Source organism: Massilia consociata, assembly GCF_042432755.1.
Taxonomy (GTDB): domain Bacteria; phylum Pseudomonadota; class Gammaproteobacteria; order Burkholderiales; family Burkholderiaceae_D; genus Telluria; species Telluria consociata.
In genome coordinates this window covers 318,170-336,372 of sequence record NZ_JBHLWP010000013.1, presented here as the reverse complement: position 1 = coordinate 336,372, position 18,203 = coordinate 318,170, and the positions used below count along the sequence as shown (strand labels likewise).

General features: G+C 65.9%; 14 protein-coding genes. 12 read left to right on the top strand and 2 right to left on the bottom strand.

The features are described 5' to 3' along the window. The first annotated feature begins 48 nt into the window (after positions 1–48). The 3 genes from galU to ACFFJK_RS14835 all read left to right on the top strand — a co-directional run bounded on the left by galU (position 49) and on the right by ACFFJK_RS14835 (position 4,444). Positions 49–918 carry a UTP--glucose-1-phosphate uridylyltransferase GalU gene (gene galU, locus ACFFJK_RS14845; RefSeq protein ID WP_379680147.1) on the top strand — a complete coding sequence of 290 codons (870 nt, stop codon included), beginning with the start codon at positions 49–51 and terminating at the stop codon, positions 916–918. A 109-nt stretch (positions 919–1,027) separates the two neighbouring features. Beyond that, entirely contained in the window at positions 1,028–3,013 is a 1,986-nt protein-coding gene (locus ACFFJK_RS14840) for a capsule polysaccharide biogenesis protein (RefSeq protein WP_379680146.1), read from the top strand. A 177-nt stretch (positions 3,014–3,190) separates the two neighbouring features. Continuing rightward, a complete protein-coding gene (locus ACFFJK_RS14835; RefSeq protein ID WP_379680145.1) occupies positions 3,191–4,444 on the top strand; it encodes a capsule polysaccharide biogenesis protein in 1,254 nt (417 codons plus the stop codon). Positions 4,445–4,456: 12 nt separating this feature from the next. Here ACFFJK_RS14835 and ACFFJK_RS14830 read toward each other — a convergent pair whose 3' ends face one another. Continuing rightward, a complete protein-coding gene (locus ACFFJK_RS14830) occupies positions 4,457–5,047 on the bottom strand; it encodes a hypothetical protein (protein WP_379680144.1) in 591 nt (196 codons plus the stop codon). A gap of 351 nt (positions 5,048–5,398) precedes the next feature. Between ACFFJK_RS14830 and flhB the strand changes: the two genes are divergently transcribed. The 8 genes from flhB (at position 5,399) to ACFFJK_RS14790 (ending at position 14,163) form a co-directional block, all read left to right on the top strand. Beyond that, positions 5,399–6,580, top strand: coding sequence for a flagellar biosynthesis protein FlhB (gene flhB / locus ACFFJK_RS14825; RefSeq protein WP_379680142.1), 1,182 nt, complete (start codon positions 5,399–5,401; stop codon positions 6,578–6,580). After that, positions 6,580–8,721, top strand: a complete 2,142-nt coding sequence (gene flhA / locus ACFFJK_RS14820; RefSeq protein WP_379680141.1) for a flagellar biosynthesis protein FlhA — start codon at positions 6,580–6,582, stop codon at positions 8,719–8,721. The genes flhB and flhA overlap by 1 nt, the downstream gene beginning before the upstream one ends. A 358-nt stretch (positions 8,722–9,079) precedes the next feature. After that, positions 9,080–10,549: a flagellar biosynthesis GTPase FlhF gene (gene flhF, locus ACFFJK_RS14815; RefSeq protein WP_379680139.1), complete on the top strand. Its 1,470-nt coding sequence runs from the start codon at positions 9,080–9,082 to the stop codon at positions 10,547–10,549. After that, positions 10,542–11,372 carry a MinD/ParA family ATP-binding protein gene (locus ACFFJK_RS14810; RefSeq protein WP_379680137.1) on the top strand — a complete coding sequence of 277 codons (831 nt, stop codon included), beginning with the start codon at positions 10,542–10,544 and terminating at the stop codon, positions 11,370–11,372. The genes flhF and ACFFJK_RS14810 overlap by 8 nt, the downstream gene beginning before the upstream one ends. A gap of 27 nt (positions 11,373–11,399) precedes the next feature. Further along, positions 11,400–12,137 (top strand): RNA polymerase sigma factor FliA, encoded by a 738-nt coding sequence (locus ACFFJK_RS14805; protein WP_379680136.1) that lies wholly within the window; start codon positions 11,400–11,402, stop codon positions 12,135–12,137. Then, positions 12,119–12,862, top strand: coding sequence for a flagellar motor protein (locus ACFFJK_RS14800; protein WP_379680134.1), 744 nt, complete (start codon positions 12,119–12,121; stop codon positions 12,860–12,862). Before ACFFJK_RS14805 ends, ACFFJK_RS14800 begins: the two co-directional genes overlap by 19 nt. Positions 12,863–12,878: 16 nt before the next feature. Continuing rightward, positions 12,879–13,640 carry a flagellar motor protein MotD gene (motD, locus tag ACFFJK_RS14795; protein WP_379680132.1) on the top strand — a complete coding sequence of 254 codons (762 nt, stop codon included), beginning with the start codon at positions 12,879–12,881 and terminating at the stop codon, positions 13,638–13,640. Between the two features lie 28 nt (positions 13,641–13,668). Then, complete coding sequence (locus tag ACFFJK_RS14790; RefSeq protein WP_379680131.1) at positions 13,669–14,163, top strand: hypothetical protein; 495 nt, start codon at positions 13,669–13,671, stop codon at positions 14,161–14,163. A gap of 6 nt (positions 14,164–14,169) precedes the next feature. On the opposite strand, the gene ACFFJK_RS14785 is transcribed toward ACFFJK_RS14790, so the two are convergent. Further along, on the bottom strand, positions 14,170–15,324 hold the full coding sequence (locus tag ACFFJK_RS14785; protein WP_379680129.1) for a M35 family metallo-endopeptidase: 1,155 nt from the start codon (positions 15,322–15,324) through the stop codon (positions 14,170–14,172). Between the two features lie 234 nt (positions 15,325–15,558). Here ACFFJK_RS14785 and ACFFJK_RS14780 point away from each other — a divergent pair, with 234 nt between their 5' ends. After that, a complete protein-coding gene (locus tag ACFFJK_RS14780; RefSeq protein WP_379680128.1) occupies positions 15,559–18,195 on the top strand; it encodes an EAL domain-containing protein in 2,637 nt (878 codons plus the stop codon). Positions 18,196–18,203: the final 8 nt, after the last annotated feature.

Below are 18,203 nucleotides of genomic sequence, written 5' to 3'. Positions count from 1 at the left end.
TCACATCGTTTAGAAATAATTAAGTATGTCGCAGAGCTTAAAAGAAAAATGAAAGCAGTTACAAAAGCAGTTTTCCCGGTCGCAGGTCTCGGCTCACGTTTTCTTCCGGCTACGAAAGCCAGTCCGAAAGAAATGCTGCCAATTGTCGATAAGCCGCTGATCCAATACGCAGTGGAGGAAGCAGTCGCCGCGGGCATCACCGAAATGATCTTCGTTACCGGTCGCAACAAGCGAAGCATTGAAGACCACTTCGACAAGGCATACGAACTGGAGAGCGAACTGGAGCGCGGCAGTAAGCATCAACTGCTCGAACTGGCCCGCGATATCCTGCCGCCTCAGGTGTCGTGTCTCTACATCCGCCAGGCGGAAGCCCGCGGTCTAGGCCACGCTGTCCTGTGCGCTGAACCAGCTGTCGGTAATGCGCCTTTTGCTGTAATTCTCGCAGATGACCTCATCGATAGTGCGCCTGGGGCAATGGCTCAGATGGTGAAAACCTACGAGAAAACAGGTAGCTCCGTTATCGGAGTTGAAACCGTGGAATGGGAGCGGACCGGCTCTTACGGAATCGTTGAAATATCGGAGCGGAATGACGGTTTTCAGCAGATATCCAGTATCATCGAGAAACCACATCCCAACGTAGCACCCTCTAACCTCGCTGTAGTAGGACGTTACATTCTTAATCCGTCTGTATTTGATAAGTTGCGTGCTGTGCGTGTAGGTACAGGTGGGGAAATCCAACTCACTGACGGCATCGCTGCGATGCTCAAAGACGAAACGATACTTGCGCAAGCCTTGCAAGGTACGCGCTACGACTGCGGCTCTAAGCTTGGTTACCTTAAGGCCACGCTGGCTTATGGCATGAAACATCCCGAGGTTGGACAAGCATTTACTGAACACTGTAACTTAATACAGGCCTGACGTGATTGGTATTTGCTCTTCCGGTATCTGGCGTGTACCTTACCTGACATCGTTTCTTGGTGAAGAAGTAGTCAAACTTGGCTCGTCGCCACGGAGGCGCTCGGTGCAAATGCGCGCTGTAGCGGGCTGGGGGCGGCGTCAAACCGCCGAGCGGGCACGCACATTGGCACAGCAGCACCACCTGCCATTTATCGCTCTCGAAGACGGCTTCCTGCGCTCAGTCGGCCTGGGCGTCTCCGGCGCGCCGCCGCTGTCGATGGTGATCGACGACCTCGGCATCTATTACGACGCCACCGGGTCATCGCGCCTGGAGACGACCATCGCCACGCTGGCGCACGACGACGAACTGCAGGCGCAGGCGCGCCGGGCGCTCGGGCAGGTCCGCCGCCACCGGCTCTCGAAATACAACCATGCACCGGAGCGTACGCTGCCGCCGGTCGCCGCGCCGTGTACATCACGGGTGCTGGTCATCGACCAGACCGTAGGCGATGTCTCGGTACGCCTGGGCGGCGCCGACCATGCGCGCTTCGCGGCGATGCTCGACGCCGCGCTGGCAGAGAACCCCCAGGCCGAGATCTGGGTCAAGACCCACCCCGACGTCCTGAGCGGCAAGAAGGAAGGCTACCTGCCGGCCGCCAGCCTGGCGCGCCATCCCGATCCGCGCCTGCGCCTGTACGCCGAGGACATCTCGCCGCTCTCCCTGCTGGAGCAGGTGGACAAGGTCTACGTCGTCACCTCGCAGATGGGCTTCGAGGCGCTGATGCTGGAAAAGCCCGTGGTCTGCTTCGGCCAGCCCTGGTACGCGGGCTGGGGCCTGACCGACGACCGCCACCCCGGCATGGAGGCGCTGCGCCAGCGGCGCAACGTGCCGCGCACGCTGGAACAGCTGTTCGAGGCCGCCTACCTGCGCTACACCCGCTATATCGACCCCGTCAGCGGCGCGCCCGGCACCATCTTCGACGTCATCGACTGGCTGGCCCGTAACAAGGCCGCCAACGACAAGACCCGCGGCACGCTGTATTGCGTCGGCATGAGCATGTGGAAGAGGGCGATCGTTCGGCCCTTCCTGGGCGGCCCGTCCACCCGGCTGCGCTTCGTCCGGTCGGTGGACGCGCTCGAGCGCCAGCAATTCGTACCCGATGCGCGCATCGTCAGCTGGGGCATCCGGCAGGAACAGCGCGTCGTCGCGCTCGCCGCGCGGCACGGCTTGCCGGTCTGGCGCATGGAAGATGGCTTCCTGCGCTCGGTGGGGCTGGGTTCCGATTTGTTCCGCCCGGTGTCCCTGGTGCTGGACGAGCACGGGATCTACTACGATCCGGCGTCGGGCAGCGACCTCGAACGCCTGCTGGCCACGCAGAACCTGGACGCGGACGAGCTGCAGCGTGCCGCGCGCTTCCGCTCGGCCTATGTCGCATCCAAGCTGAGCAAGTACAACCTCGGGCGCAGCACGCTGGCGCTCGACACCGGCGGCAGAAAAGTGATCCTGGTTCCGGGGCAGGTCGAGGACGACGCCTCGATCCAGCGCGGGTCGCCCGCCGTGCGCACCAACCTGGACCTGCTGCGCAGGGTGCGGGAAGCCAATCCCGACGCCTGCATCCTGTACAAGGCCCATCCCGACGTCGTCGCCGGCAACCGCCAGGGCGCGATACCCGAGCAGGAGATGGCGCGCCTGGCCGACCAGTGCGTCAATGAGGCCAACATCATCGACTGCATCCTGGCGGCCGACGAGGTGCACACGATGACCTCGCTGTCCGGGTTCGAGGCCCTGCTGCATGGACGGACGGTGCATTGCTACGGCGGACCGTTCTATGCCGGGTGGGGGCTCACCACGGACCACTTCGCCTTGCCGGCGCGCACGCGCCGCATCGGGCTCGACGAGCTGGTGCATGCGGTGATGCTGACCTATCCGCGTTACGTCCTGCCGGGCGTCGCCGGATTCGTGTCCGCGGAACAGGTCATGGATTATCTGCGGCAGCAGGCGGCCGACGCCCACGGCATCAAGCGCGGCTGGGTTGCACGAAAACAACGCAAGGCGCGGGCGCTGTTCGAACTGCTGAGAGGGGAGATCGCGGCAATCCGTGCTGCATTGCATTAGATTGTTACATACTGAGACATTTCCAGGAGGGAAAATGGCTATAATCCGGGGGTGATTTCCCATTAGCAATTCCCTCCAATGAACGCTCCCCTTCATGCATCGCAGCTAGCGCGCTACCTGCAAGGCGACTTCTCCGTCCCTGGTCATTATCACTTGCTGCAGTGCCGCAAAGTGTTAATGCTGCAAGGTCCGATGGGGACGTTCTTCAACCGGGTCGCGGTCTGGTTGAACGAGCAGGGCATTGGCGTCAAGAAGATCAACTTCAATGGCGGTGACTGGTTCTTCCACCGTAAACTCGACGCTGTCGACTACACCGGCAAGCTGCGCGACTTTCCGGATTTCCTGCGCCGTTTCATGATCGAGCATCGTATCGACGGTGTGGTCTGCTTCGGCGATTGCCGCCATTACCACACCGCCGCCAGGCAGGTGGTCCAGGGCTTGGGGCTGCCGTTCTTCGTGTTCGAGGAAGGCTATGTGCGTCCCGACTACATCACCCTGGAATGCGGCGGCGTGAACGCTCATTCGCCGCTGCCGCGCAGCCCGGCGTTCTACCGTGCCTTGCCCGACCGTCCGGTGCCGAAGCCCGAACCGGCCTATCCGAGCTTCAAGCGCAGTGCCTGGTCGTCGATGTTCTACTACGGGGCAGGCCGCCTGTTCGGCGCGCTTTATCCGCACTACCAGCATCACAAGAAATTCTCGATCCGCTACGAGGCGCGCAACTGGTGCCGGGCGTGGGTGCGCAAGCACCTGAACCGCCACCGCGACGCGCCGGTCATGGAGTCCCTGCTGCGCGAGCACGACGGCGAATATTTCGCAGTCGCGCTCCAGGTGTACAACGATAGCCAGGTACGGGTCCACAGCGACTATCCGGACGTACGCGATTTCATCCGCGCAGTGGTGGCTTCGTTTGCCGCCGGCGCTAATCCGCGCCACCAGCTGGTGTTCAAGCACCACCCGATGGACCGGGGCCAGCGCGATTACCGGCGCCTGATCGATTCCCTGTGCGAGGAACATGGCGTTGTTGGCCGCGTGCATTACGTACACGATGTGCATCTGCCGACGCTGCTGCGCCATGCGCGCGGCGTCGTCACCATCAACAGCACGGTGGGCCTGTCGGCGCTGTACCACGCCAAACCGCTCAAGCTGATGGGCCGTTCGCTGTACGACATGGAAGGCCTGACCTACCAGGGAGAGCTGGCCGGGTTCTGGACCGCGGACCACCGCATCGACTGGGAACTGTGGCGGCGCTTCCGCACCTACCTCATCACCCAGACCCAGCTCAATGGCGCCTTCTACGGCCGCGACTTCCACGCCCTGCACAAGCAGGCCGCCGCCGCGGCCGAGCTGCCTGCGCCGCTCGTGCTCAGGCCGCGCACCGTACGCCTCGACCGTCCGGCGCGCCAGGCGACTCAGGAGCGCCAGGCCGCCTGAGGAAGCGCCGGCTTACAACGCCATCTTCAGCATGACCAGCAGGATGTCGCCCTTGGTCTTGCTGTTGTTCGAGATGCGCGGCACGTAGGTCGCCAGCAGCTGGGCATCGCGCTTGCCGATCGAGGCAACCGGCAACACGGCAGGGAAGGGGCGGCCGCCATGCCAGTCGTGGCGGCGGATCATCAAGGCGCTGAACCCCATGCCGACTTCCATGCTGGTGTGCTTCACCGGGAAAATCCACTGATAGGCATAGCCCGCCATCCATTGGGCGCGCTCGTGCGAATCGCGCATGCCGATCACGTACAGCGACTCGTCGTTGCCGCGTTTGTCGCGCAAGGTGCGCCCCAGGCCCGCGCCCAGGGTCTGCTCGTTCATCTTGCTGATCTGTTTTCCCGTGTAGGTGCTGCGCCCATGGTGGGCATAGCCCGTCATGTAGACGTCCCACTGGACGTTTTTCGGCGCATTGGCCGCTTCGGCGAACAAGCCGGCAAACGGATTGTCGGGCGCGGCGATGCCATTGGCGTGCGCCGTTGCCGGCATGGCCAGCAGGGAAGCGGCGAATGCTGCGGCGCAGCAAAATATGCGAGTAGAAACGGTATGCATGGAATCTCCTGACGTACAACGACATCGATCGATACGGCGACCTTGTCCCCTCAGTGCATGCCTATCCCTTGCCGATTATAAAGATTTCCTTTTTGAATCATCGACTTGCGCCGCTTTGTTCATAACCGGTTTGGGTATTGTAGAGCAGTTGTTTATGGTTCAGTTGCACAGTTGGCTAGCCTTTATTTCAATATTTTTTCGTGTTGCTGCGCATTAAAAGATGTGCGTTCAAAAGCCTGTTTCGCACAAGCCCGCGAATTGGCACAAGGTTTCCCGCTTGTTTTGGGTATAGCCGTAGGGCAATCCCGGCGATAATCCTGTTTTCGACAGATTCGTTGACAGGAGTGGTGGATGGCGGACGACAGCGACGCAGAACGGACTGAACCGGCCTCACCCCAGAGGCTGCAGAAAGCCCGCGAAGACGGCGACGTTCCCAGGTCGCGCGAGCTGGCTACGTTTACCGTCCTGATGACCGCCGGCGCCGGCCTGTGGATGACTGGCGGTGCGCTCGTCGGCAAGCTGGAGCTGGCGCTGCAGTCGGGCCTGTCCCTGAGCCGCGACCAGGCTTTCAATCCCAACGTCCTGATCGAACGCATCACGGTCGACCTGGTGGGCGTGCTGCTGGCCTGCCTGCCGCTGGCCGGACTGATCATGCTGGTCGCCCTGGCGTCGCCGCTCCTGATCGGCGGCTGGTTGTTCTCGTCCAAGGCGTTCATGCCCAACTTCATGAAGCTGAACCCGATCAAGGGTATCGGCAACATGTTCTCCACCAACTCCCTGATCGAACTGCTGAAGGCCATCGCCAAGACCCTGGTGGTCGGCGCCGTGGCCTGGGTGGTCATCATGGGCCAGAAGGACGCGATGCTCGGCCTGGCGGTCGAGCCGCTGAACGTCGGCAGCGCCCACGTGGGCGAGCTGATGGGCAAGGCTTTCCTGTTCATCGTCGGCGCCCTGGGCATCATCGCTGCCATCGATGGTCCGTACCAGCTCTGGCACTACGGCGACAAGCTCAAGATGACGCGCCAGGAGTTGATCCAGGAGTCGAAGGAATCGGACGGCAATCCGCAGATCAAGGGCAAGATTCGCCAGATGCAGCGTGAAATGGCGCGCGGCCGCATGATGCAGAATGTGCCCACTGCCGACGTGATCGTCACCAACCCGACGCACTATGCGGTGGCGCTGAAGTACGCCGACGGCCAGAAGGGCGCGCCGCGCGTGGTGGCCAAGGGCGTGGACGAGGTGGCGGCGAAGATCCGCGAACTCGGCGCCGAGCACAAGGTGGCCCTGCTGGAAGCGCCGGCCCTGGCCCGTGCGCTCTACAAGCACACCGACATCGACGAGGAAATCCCGGAAAAGCTGTACTCGGCCGTGGCGGAAGTGCTGGCCTACGTCTACCAGCTGCGCGCCTACAAGAAGGGCGAAGGCCTGTACCCGGATCGCCCGACGAAACTGGCCGTGCCGCCCGAGATGGACCCGCACAACCCGGCTTCGCAACAACAGCAACCTGGCACGAATAACGGAGCACTGCACTAATGAACAGCATCAAACTGCCGGCATGGATGAACGGCCTCGGCGCGCGCGGCGGCAGCGCCCTCGCGGCGCCGATCTTCATCATCGTCCTGCTGGCGATGATGATCCTGCCGCTGCCGGCCTTCGCGCTGGACGTGTTCTTCAGCTTTAACATCGCGCTGTCCGTCATCGTGCTCCTGACCGCGCTGTACACGGTCAAGCCGCTCGACTTCATGGCCTTCCCGGCCATCCTGCTGGTCTCGACCATGCTGCGCCTGGCGCTCAACGTCGCCTCCACCCGCATCGTGCTGACCGAAGGCCATACCGGCGGCGACGCCGCCGGCAAGGTGGTCGAGGCCTTCGCCCACTTCCTCATCGGCGGCAACTACACGGTCGGCATCGTCGTGTTCGTCATCCTGACCCTGATTAACTTCACGGTCGTCACCAAGGGCGCGGGCCGTATCGCCGAGGTGGGCGCGCGCTTCGCCCTGGACGCGATGCCGGGCAAGCAGATGGCGATCGACGCCGACCTGAACGCCGGCCTGATCGGCGAGGCCGAGGCGCGCAAGCGCCGCAACGAAGTGGGGCAGGAGGCCGAGTTCTACGGCGCGATGGACGGTGCGTCCAAGTACGTCAAGGGCGACGCCATCGCCGGCATCCTGATCACCCTGATCAACGTCATCGGCGGCCTGGTCATCGGCATGGTCCAGCACGACCTGGCCTTCGGCAAGGCCGCCGAGGTGTACACGCTGCTGGCCATCGGCGACGGCCTGGTGGCGCAGATTCCTTCGCTGATCATCTCGGTCGCGGCCGGTATGGTGGTCTCGCGCGTGGCCAGCGACGAAGACATCAGCAGCCAGCTCACCAACCAGCTGTTCGCCCGTCCGGAAGCGCTGTACATCACCGGCGGCATCATCCTGGCGCTGGGCATGATCCCGGGCATGCCGAACCTGGTCTTCCTGCTGCTGGGCGGCGCGCTGCTGGGGTGCGGCTACCTGGTCGCCAAGCGCCGCAAGGAGAATCCGGCCAAGGAGGCGGGTGCGGCCGCGGCCGGTGCCGCCGGCGCGGGTGGCGCAGGCGGCGCAGCCGGTGCGGGTGGCGGGGCTGCGCCAGCCGAATCGGAAGAAGCCACCTGGCAGGACGTGATGGCGGTCGACACCCTCGGCCTGGAAGTGGGCTACCGCCTGATTCCGCTGGTGGACAAGGCGCAGAGCGGCGACCTGCTCAAGCGCATCAAGGGCATCCGCAAGAAGTTCGCGCAGGAAGTCGGCTTCCTGGCCCCGCCGGTGCACATCCGCGACAACCTGGAGCTCAAGCCCTCGGCCTACCGCATCACCCTCAAGGGCGTGGAAGTGGGCACCGGCGAGGCGATGAACGGCCAGTTCCTGGCCATCAACCCGGGCATGGCGAGCGGCACGCTGCCGGGCCTGGTGACCACCGACCCGGCCTTCGGCCTGCCGGCCACCTGGATCGACGCCGGCCTGCGCGACGAGGCGCAGAGCATGGGCTACACGGTGGTCGATGCCGGCACCGTGGTGGCGACCCACCTGAACCACCTGATCACGACCCACGCGTCGGAACTGCTGGGCCGCATGGAAGTCCAATCCCTGCTCGATCACCTGGGCCAGGCGACGCCGAAGCTGGTCGAGGACCTGGTGCCGAAGGTGGTGCCGCTGTCGACGCTGCAGAAAGTGCTGCAGAACCTGCTGGCGGAGGGGGTGCACATCCGCGACATGCGCACCATCATCGAAACGCTCTCCGAGCACGCGGTGCAGACCCAGGATCCGAACGAGCTGACCGCCTTGGTGCGGGTGGCGCTGGGCCGCGCGATCGTGCAGCAGCTGTTCCCGGGCACCAACGAGCTGTCGGTCATGGCCCTCGACAACCGCCTCGAGCGCCTCCTGATGCAGGCGATGGGGGCGGGCGGCGACGGCAGCGGCATCGAGCCGGGCCTGGCCGACACCATCGCCCAGCAGGCCGCCAACGCCGCCCAGCAGCAGGAGCAGATGGGCCTGAGCCCGGTGCTGCTGGTGCCGGCCCCGCTGCGCGTGCTGCTGTCGCGCTTCCTGCGCCGCGCGGTGCCGCAGCTGAAGGTGCTGTCGCACAACGAGATTCCGGAAACAAAAACGATTCGGGTGACCAGCCTGGTGGGTGCGCCGATGTAAGGCAAACCGGGGTTCGTAGGGTGGGCGGCTTCGTCCGGCAAGCTGAGCAGCCGGTACCGGGAACGCCGCCCACGCGTTCAACTCTCCATTGAAAAGACGCAGCGGCTGCGCTTGTGCTTTGAACGCGTGGGCGGCGTCCGCGGCGCGGCCAGGCACGATTTCTGGGGTCGAGCCGCCCACCCTACAGAACCCGTCTTTCACGCCCAAGCGACCTCGGCCTTTTGAAATAGGCCCATTTCCCCTTCTTTCTCCCCCGATGGTTTCCTGACGGCATCGCCAATAATGCTGGCTATGGACGGGCAATGGCGCCCCCGGCAATCAGACACAGAACAGACCAGTTGAAGTGCGGAGAACAACGATGAACGTGAAGAAATTTACAGCGGCTACCTCCCGTGACGCCTTGCGCAAGGTGCGCGAGGCGCTCGGCCCTGACGCGGTCATCCTTTCCAACCGCCCGGTCGACGGCGTGGTCGAGATCCTGGCGCTGGACAACGACGACGTCGCCTCGCTGTCCGCCCCCAGCATCGAAGAGCCGCAGCAGCCGCAGTTCCAGGCCTTCGACAACGATTTCGACCCGGAGCCGGTCTTCACCCGCGCCCCGGCCGCTTTTGCGCCGGCCGCGCGCGAGCCCGAGCTGCGCCAAAGCGCGCCGCGCGCCGCCGCCCAACCGAGGCTGGACCCGTTCGCCGGCCAGCATTATGCGGAGCGCCGCGCCGCGCCGATGGCCGAACCCGAACTTCCGCCGACCTACGCCAACCGCCGCGCCCCGGCGCCGGAAGCGGGCATCGACATGGCCGCCATGACCCAGATGATGAGCGCCGCCATCGCCCAGGCCAAGGAATCGGCCGCGCTCGAGATGAGCGGCATGATGAACGAGATCCGCGCCATGCGCGGCCTGATGGAAACCCAGCTGGCCGAACTGTCGTGGAACGCCACCGCCCAGCGCGAGCCGCACAAGGCCGCCGTGCTGCGCGAGATGCTGGCCGCCGGCTTCTCGGCGACGCTGGCGCGCTACCTGGTCGACAAGATGCCGGCCACGAAGGATGCGGCCGAGGCCATGCGCTGGATCAAGACCGTGCTGGCGCGTAACCTGACCACGATTGCCAACGAAGACGACCTGCTGTCGCGCGGCGGCGTGTTCGCCCTGGTCGGCCCGACCGGCGTCGGCAAGACCACCACCACCGCCAAGCTGGCGGCGCGCTGCGTGATGCGCCACGGCCCGGACAAGCTGGCCTTGATCACCACCGATGCCTACCGTATCGGCGGCCACGAGCAGCTGCGCATCTACGGCAAGATCCTGGGCGTGATGGTGCACTCGGTGAAGGACGAGGCCGACCTGCGCATCGCCCTGAAAGAGCTCAAGAACAAGCACACCGTGCTGATCGACACCATCGGCATGTCGCAGCGCGACCAGATGGTGACCGAGCAGGTGGCCATGCTGAGCGAATCCGGCGCCGACGTGAAGCGCCTGCTGTGCATGAACGCGACCTCGACGGGCGAGACCCTGAACGAAGTGGTGCGCGCCTACCAGGGCAGCGGCCTGGCCGGCTGCATCATGACCAAGCTGGACGAAGCCGCCTCGATCGGCGGCGTGCTCGACGTCGTGATCCGCCAGAAGCTGAACCTGCACTACATCTCGAACGGCCAGCGCGTGCCGGAAGACCTGCACCTGGCCGACCGCGCCATGCTGGTCGACCGCGCCTTCCGCAACAACCGCAATGCCAGCGCCCAGTTCGGCGACGCCGACCTGCCGCTGATGATGGCCGCCGCCGGCGCCAACGCGTCGATCCACAACGACCGCGGCCTGCGCGAGGTGAGCCTTGGCTAGTTTCGATTTCGACCAGGCCGAAGGCCTGCGCCGGATGCTGCAGGGCCCGCGCCCGCGCATCGTCACGTTTCTCTCCGCCACGCCCGAGGACGACAAGGGCGCGATGCTGGTCAACCTGGGCGCTTCGCTGGCGCAGCTGGGGGACGAGGTCCTGATCGTCGACGCCTGCGAGCGCGAATACGGCGTCGCCCGCCGCCTCGGCCTGAGCCGCGCCGGCACCCTGGCGCACGTGGCGCGCCAGGAGTGCGCGCTGAACCAGGTGATCCACCAGGTGCCGCAGGGCTTTTCCGTGGCCGCCCTCGGCAGGCCGGAGGGCCATGCCGCGCATCACGGCGAGACCCGCCGCCTGGCCAAGACCTTCGACGTGCTGGTCAAGCAGGCCGGCATCGTGATGGTGGACGGCGAACTCGGCCCGGACGGCGACTTCCCGCTGCCGCCGATGGCGACGTCCGAGATCGTGGTGCAGGTCGGGACCTCCGCCGCCTCGATCACGAACGCCTACGCGCTGATCAAGCGCCTGTCGCAGCAGCTGGGCCGCCGCCCCTTCGGCATCCTGGTCACCGGCGCCACCGAGGCCGAGGCCAGGGTTGTATACGATAATATGTCTACCGCGGCAACACGCTACCTCGCGGTCAGCCTCAGTTCGATGGGCTCGGTGCCGGCCGACGAGTACCTGCACCGGGCCGCGCGCCTGGGCCGGGCCGTGGTCGACGCCTTCCCGCTGGCCGGCGCGTCGGTCGCGTTCCGCCGCCTGGCGGGCAAGTTCGCCTTGCGTGCCATGCCCGGACTGGGCAGGGGAGGCAGTGCCCATTTCGGGTCTTGAGTATCAGAGAAGAAGAACAGGCAGCGCATGTACACGGTCAAAGGGAAAGCGGACAAGAACCATTTGCTGACGGAGCACATGCCGTTGGTGAAGCGCCTTGCCCACCACATGAAGGCCAAGTTGCCGCCTTCCGTGGAAGTCGATGACCTGGTGCAGGCGGGCATGATCGGCCTGCTCGACGCGATCAACCGCTACGAGGACAACCACGGGGCCCAGTTCGAGACCTATGCGGTGCTGCGCATCCGCGGCGCCATGCTCGACGAGCTGCGCAGCAGCGACTGGATGCCGCGCAGCACGCGCCAGAACATGCGCAAGGTGGAAGCGGCCATGGAAGCGCTGCAGCAGCGCCTGGGCCGCCCGCCGAGCGAATCCGAGATCGCCAAGTCGCTCAAGCTGTCGCTGGCCGACTACCAGGAAATGCTGGGCGAGAGCGGCGGCCACCAGCTGCTGTATTACGAAGACTTCCACGAGCAGGACGGCGACGGCGGCAGCGACAGCTTCCTCGACCGCTACGCGGTGGACGACGCCGACCCGCTGCGCAACCTGCTCGACACCGACTTCCGCCAGGCCGTCATCGACGCCATCGACAAGCTGCCGCCGCGCGAGAAGATGCTGATGGGCCTGTACTACGAGGAAGAACTCAACCTGAAGGAAATCGGCGCCGTGATGGGCGTGAGCGAGTCGCGCGTGTCGCAGCTGCACACCCAGGCGGTGGCGCGCCTGCGCGCGGCGCTGAAGGAGCAGTTGTGGACTGGGCCAGCGTAGCCGGCCTGGTGCTCGCGATCGCGGGCATCCTGGTCGGCCACACGCTCGACGGCGGCAAGTTCGCCTCGCTGCTGCAGCCGGCCGCCTTCGCCATTGTCGTGGTCGGCACCTTCGGCGCGGTGCTGCTGCAAAGCGAAGCGCGCACCTTCCTGCATGGCGTGCGCATGCTGCGCTGGGTGTTCTTTCCCCCGAAGTCCGGGCGCGACAAGCTCTCGCGCGAGATCGCGCTGTGGAGCCTGACGGCACGGCGCGACGGCCTGCTCTCGCTCGAGCAGTACATGGGCACGAAGGACAAGTTCATCCAGAAGGGCCTGCGCCTGGTGGTGGACGGCATCCACCCGGAGAAGATCCGCAGCCTGCTCGAGAACGAGATCACCGCCTACGAATTCGCCCAGCGCCAGGCAGCGCGCATCTGGGAGTCGGCCGCCGGCTATGCGCCGACCATCGGCATCCTGGGCGCCGTGCTGGGCCTGATCCACGTGATGGAAAACCTGTCCGACCCTTCGCGCCTGGGCTCGGGCATCGCCGTCGCCTTCGTCTCCACCGTGTACGGCGTGGGGCTGGCCAACCTGTTCTTCTACCCGGTCGGGAACAAGCTCAAGGCCATCGTCAGCGACAAGGTGGCGCAGTACGAGATCCTGGCCGAAGTCTTCCACGACCTCGCCAGCGGCGACCACACCCGCGTGGTCGACGAGCGCGTGGCCAGCCTGCTGGCGCGCCACTAGGCGGCGCTTCGACGACATGGCGCGCAAACGCTACGACGACGAGGCCGGCGACGGCGGGCACCACGAGCGCTGGCTCATCTCCTACGCCGATTTCATTACCCTGCTGTTCGCGTTCTTCGTGGTCATGTACGCGATCTCCATCGTCAACGAAGGCAAGTATGCGGTGCTGTCCGAAGCGCTGGGCGACGCCTTCGGCGGACGCGGCGCGGCCACGCAGGTGAACACCAACGTCGAGCCGGTGCTGCCGCTGTCGCACATTGTCAACCGCAAGCGCCTGGAAGCGGCGCGGCGCGAGCGCGAGCGCATGGAGACGCTGGCCAGGGATTTGTCCGCCACCCTGCTGCCGCTGGTGAAGTCGGGGCAGGTGCGGGTGACGCAGAACGCGCGCGGCATCAGCGTCGAGATCAATGCCAGCGTGCTGTTCGAGCAGGGCGAGGCGGTGCTGGCCGGCGACGCGCGCGACATCCTGGGCCAGGTGGCGGGCCTGCTGAAGAACGATCCGCACCGTATCGAGGTCGAAGGCCATACCGACAACCTGCCGATCGCGAACCTGCGCTACCCGTCCAACTGGGAACTTTCGGCCTCGCGCGCGGCGAGCGTGGTGCGGCTGTTCATCGAGAGCGGGGTGGCGGATGCACGGCTGTCCGCCATCGGCCACGGCGCCACGCGGCCGGTGGCGCCGAACGACACGCCGGCGAACCAGGCGCGCAACCGGCGGGTGGCGGTGATGATCCTGGCGGCGACGCCGGAGCCCGTTTCCGTCCCGCTGCAACCGTAGGGTGAAATATTTTTTCAGGGGAGCGTACATGCATGTCAAACGAATCCTGCCCTTGCTGGCCCTGGCTGCGGGTGGCCTGGTGAGCGCCATCGGCACCGTGGGCGCGGTCGAGAAAGACCCGGCGGTGCGCCACCAGCTCGAGGTCGAAACCACGGAAGGCAAGGTGCGCGTGCGCCTGATCGTCGAGAACCACGGCGAAACCACGATCTACGTCCCGCGCGAGGTGGCGGTCGAAGACGAGCTCACGGGCCGGCGCTTCGACGTGCGCGATGCGAAAGGAACACCGCTCGACTACACCGGCAGGATGGTCAAGCGCAGCGCGCTCACGGCCGCGGATTACCAGGCGGTGGACCCGCACACGATGCACGTGAACACCATCGACATCACGCCGACCTACGCCTTCAAGCAGGGACGCAACAGCTACGAGATCCGCTACGACGGGCCGTACCTGGCCGATGTGGCCAAGCTCGATGCCGTCAGCCACAGCCCGGCGGCGCCGGTGAAGTTCAGCTTCGGCAAATAATCCGGTTCACTTCAGCTGCAGCACCGGCGTGTTCTCTCCGAAATACTCGTACGAGTCGGCGTTGTTGACCGCCCGCGCCGGGCTGGTGCGGGCCAGTTCGGCGGCGCCCTGCTGGCCGTAGACATGGTCGTCGGTCGCGGCGACGATGTCGAAATGGCTCAGTTCATGGAGCATGGTGCCGCCGCGCGAGTCGGTGCCCGTCAGCGGGGCCGTCCAGAACGCCTTGCACACGTAGACCGTGTAGGGTTGGGCCGGGTACACGTAGGCGAAGTAGGGCTCGTTGCAGCCGCAGTCCACCTTCAGCGGCTTGTTCTCGAAGGCGTCGCGGATGGCGGCGAAGTTCTTCGTGGCCTTCGCGCTGCGCTCCGCATCCTGCACGCCGAACCAGGTCGTGTAACGTGCGCCGTAGCTGATGCCGGCGGCGGCGCCGGGCCTGTTGCCCGCCCTGGCGCCCGCTTTGGCGCCAGGCTTGGGGCCGCCCGTCAGGTAATCGTGACCCTCGACCGTCATTGCGCGGCCCGCGTCGATGGCCGCCGCCACCTGCTCCTGCTGCGCATTCGAGCATTTGCTGAATTCCAGGCTGCCGCTGCCGGCCGCGGCCCGCTTCGCCGGCGGGCGGGCGCCGCGCGGCAGGCGCCCGTCGATCCAGATGCTGACCTGGCTTGATTCCAACTGGCCGGTCGTCGGCTGCAGCGCGCGGCTGCCGAACAGGCCGAGGCCGGCGGTGCGGTAGCGCAGCTGGTAGCTGCCGGTCACGTTCATCTCGTACAGCGCCGACAGCTCGACTGTGCTGCTCACCGCATCGCCCGGCTCCAGCCGCACGTAGTCGCCAGGCCCGGGAGCGGGGCGCTTGGCCTTGATGCCGAGGTAGCGCACCGGCTGGCCGTCGCGCAGCACCTCGAACAGCGGCGCCTGCACGCCGTGCACCGGCGTATGCCACTTGAGCAGGAACTGTGGCGTACTGCCATGGTTGGCAAGGGTGACGCGCACCTGCACGTCGTCGCTGCGCGCGAAGTTCTGGCGTACCGGTTCGAGGGTGACGGACACGTCCTGCGCAAGCGCGGGCGCCGCATGCAGGGCGAGAACGGGCGCAAGGAGGGGAACAAGGATCAGGGAGCAGGGCAGGGAGCGGGGCAGGGAGCGGGGCAGGCGGCGCGGCATGGAAATCTCCTCGGCAAGAGTGGATCAGCCTACTTTGCGGCGGGGCGCCACCCAGTGTGTTGCGCAATCCCAAGAATTTATTGACTCCAGGAAATAAGTTGTACGGAGCGTATGGCTCGGAAACAACAGGCGTGATTTTTCGTGAATATTTGCTCGATTCAATAACATCACATTGCTATCATGCAATGACTCTATCTCTATGTAAATATTTGCGCCAACGGCGGCAGGCCTGTCATGACATTCCCATATCGACACGGAGCATCACCAGGACAGCCCCGCCAGCCGGAAGGGCCGTCGACCAACGAGCTCAACGAGGACATCGACAACCTGGCCCGCGAGCTCGGGCTCGACCGCGAGGAAGTCGACGCGCGCAAGGCCTTCCTGGAGCTGGGCGAGGCCGACGTCGAGGCGCTGCGCGACGTGCATGACCTGCTCGAATGCCACCGCGACGTGTTCACCGACCGTTTCTATGCGCACCTGCTGGCCTTCCCGCAGCTGCGCGCCATGCTCGGGGGCGATACGGAGGCGCGCCTGCGCCAGGTCCAGGCTTCCTACTTCAGCAGCCTGACGGCGGGCGAGTACGGCCAGGACTACATCCGCGAGCGCCTGCGCGTGGGCGTTGCGCACCAGCGCATCGGGCTCGATCCCAAGTGGTACATCGGCGCCTACCGCAAGTACCTGGCCGAGCTGCAGGAGATGCTGTGGCGCCGCCTGCAGCACCAGCCCGGCCGTTTCCACGCCGCCTGCGACGCGCTGCTCAAGATCGTCTGCTTCGACATGGGCCTGGCGCTCGACACCTACGCCCACGCCAGCCAGCGCAGCCTGGTGCAGAACCAGAATTACCTGGAACAGGTCATCGACGGCATGCCGGCCGGCCTGGTGGTGGTCGACGCCGGCCTGCGCGCCTGCTCGATGAACCGCATGATGGCCGAGCTGCTCGGCGTGCCGGACGGCCTGCTCGACGAGCAGGGCCTGGCGCTGGAGGAGCTGATCCCCTGCCCGGACCTGGCGCGCCACGCGGCCGAGGCGCTGGCCTCCGGCGCGCCGCACGACAATGTGCTGGTCACGCTCGACAGCCGGGCCGACGGCGTGCGCTACGTCGACTTCAACATCCGCCGCACCCGCAAGGACGGGGCCCCGATCCTGCTGCTGATCGGGCAGGACATCACCTTCCGCCGCAAGGCGCGCCTGCGCCTGCAGGAAAGCGAGGAGTTCTTCCGCCTCACCTTCAACCAGGCCGCGGTGGGCATCGTCCTGCTGGGCAGCGATGGACGCGTGCTGCGTACCAACAGCAAGATGTCGCACATCCTCGGCTACAGCGAGATCGAGCTGCTGCAGCGCTTCTTCCAGCAGCTCACCTGCGAGGCAGACCTGCCCGACGAGCTGGCGCTGATCCGGCGCCTGAAGGCGGGCGAGATCAGCGACTACCAGCGCGAAAAGCGCCTGATCCGGCGCGACGGCGTGCTGGTCTGGGTCAGCGTCAACGTATCGAGCATGCGCGACGCCAACGGCAACCAGCGCTTCATCTGCGTCATCAAGGACATCTCGCGCCAGAAGCAGGCCGAGGAAGCGCTGCTGCGCATGGCCAACCACGACGCGCTGACCGGCCTGCCGAACCGCGTGCTGATGCAGGACCGCCTGGGCCAGGCCATCATGCACGCCCACCGCAACGGGCGCCAGGTGGCGCTCATGTTCATCGACCTGGACCGCTTCAAGCACGTGAACGACAGCCTCGGCCACGATGCCGGCGACGCCCTGATCGTCGAGATCGCGCGCCGCCTCTCCAGCAGCCTGCGCGAGAGCGACACCGTGGCGCGCCAGGGCGGCGACGAGTTCGTGGTCGTGCTGCCCGACCTGGCATCCGAAGAGGACGCGTCGACGGTGGCCTGCAAGCTGCTCGAGAACCTGTTCCAGCCGATCACCCTGTGCGGCCAGGAGGTCTTCCCCTCCGGCAGCATCGGCATCGCGATGTACCCGCGCGACGGCGAGGACAGCGCCACGCTGCTCAAGTGCGCCGACAGCGCCATGTACGGCTCCAAGGGGCAGGGCGGCAACCATTACTCGTTCTACACCGCCGAGATGGGCGAGCAGGCCTATGAGCACCTGCGCATGGAAGGCGCGCTGCAGCGCGCCCTGCAGCGCGGCGAATTCCTGCTGCACTACCAGCCGGTGGTGGACATCGGCAGCGGCAGGGTGACCGGGGTCGAGGCGCTGCTGCGCTGGCAGCCGCAGGACCGCGGCATGGTCTCGCCCGCCGAGTTCATCCCGCTGGCCGAGGAGACCGGCCTGATCGTCCCGATCGGCGACTGGGTCCTGCAGACGGCGATGCGGCAGCAGGTGGCGTGGCGCCAGGCCGGCCTGCCCCTGGTGCGCATCAGCGTCAACCTGTCGGCGCGCCAGTTCCTGGGCCAGGACGTGGCCCAGCGCGTGGCGGGCCTGCTGGCGCAGACCGGCTGCGACCCGAGCTGGCTGACGCTGGAGATCACCGAGAGCGTGCTGATGGAAAACCCGGTGGCCGCGACCGAGACCATGGGACGCCTGGCCGAGATGGGCGTGCAGCTGGCGATCGACGACTTCGGCACCGGCTATTCGAGCCTGGCGAGCCTGAAGCGCTTCCCGATCCACAGCCTGAAGATCGACCGCTCCTTCGTGATGGACCTGACCCAGGACGCCGACGACGCCGCCATCGTCAACGCGGTGATCGCGCTGGCCCATTCGATGAAGCTGAACGTGATTGCGGAAGGCGTGGAAACCACCGAGCAGCTGGCTTTCCTGCAGGAGCACGGCTGCGACCAGATGCAGGGCTACTGCTTCAGCCGCCCGGTGGCGCCGGAGCGGATCGAGGCGATGCTGCGCAGGGAAAGCGCGTAATCCCGGGC

Bases quoted from the DNA above. Each gene is read 5' to 3' on its own strand.
- flhA (WP_379680141.1), top strand. From the start codon at position 6,580: ATGAACAGCATCAAACTGCCGGCATGGATGAACGGCCTCGGCGCGCGC.
- motD (WP_379680132.1), top strand. From the start codon at position 12,879: ATGGCGCGCAAACGCTACGACGACGAGGCCGGCGACGGCGGGCACCAC.
- ACFFJK_RS14830 (WP_379680144.1), bottom strand. From the start codon at position 5,047: ATGCATACCGTTTCTACTCGCATATTTTGCTGCGCCGCAGCATTCGCC.
- ACFFJK_RS14780 (WP_379680128.1), top strand. From the start codon at position 15,559: ATGACATTCCCATATCGACACGGAGCATCACCAGGACAGCCCCGCCAG.
- ACFFJK_RS14840 (WP_379680146.1), top strand. From the start codon at position 1,028: ATGCGCGCTGTAGCGGGCTGGGGGCGGCGTCAAACCGCCGAGCGGGCA.
- galU (WP_379680147.1), top strand. From the start codon at position 49: ATGAAAGCAGTTACAAAAGCAGTTTTCCCGGTCGCAGGTCTCGGCTCA.
- ACFFJK_RS14785 (WP_379680129.1), bottom strand. From the start codon at position 15,324: ATGCCGCGCCGCCTGCCCCGCTCCCTGCCCCGCTCCCTGCCCTGCTCC.
- flhF (WP_379680139.1), top strand. From the start codon at position 9,080: ATGAACGTGAAGAAATTTACAGCGGCTACCTCCCGTGACGCCTTGCGC.
- ACFFJK_RS14790 (WP_379680131.1), top strand. From the start codon at position 13,669: ATGCATGTCAAACGAATCCTGCCCTTGCTGGCCCTGGCTGCGGGTGGC.
- ACFFJK_RS14805 (WP_379680136.1), top strand. From the start codon at position 11,400: ATGTACACGGTCAAAGGGAAAGCGGACAAGAACCATTTGCTGACGGAG.
- flhB (WP_379680142.1), top strand. From the start codon at position 5,399: ATGGCGGACGACAGCGACGCAGAACGGACTGAACCGGCCTCACCCCAG.
- ACFFJK_RS14835 (WP_379680145.1), top strand. From the start codon at position 3,191: ATGCTGCAAGGTCCGATGGGGACGTTCTTCAACCGGGTCGCGGTCTGG.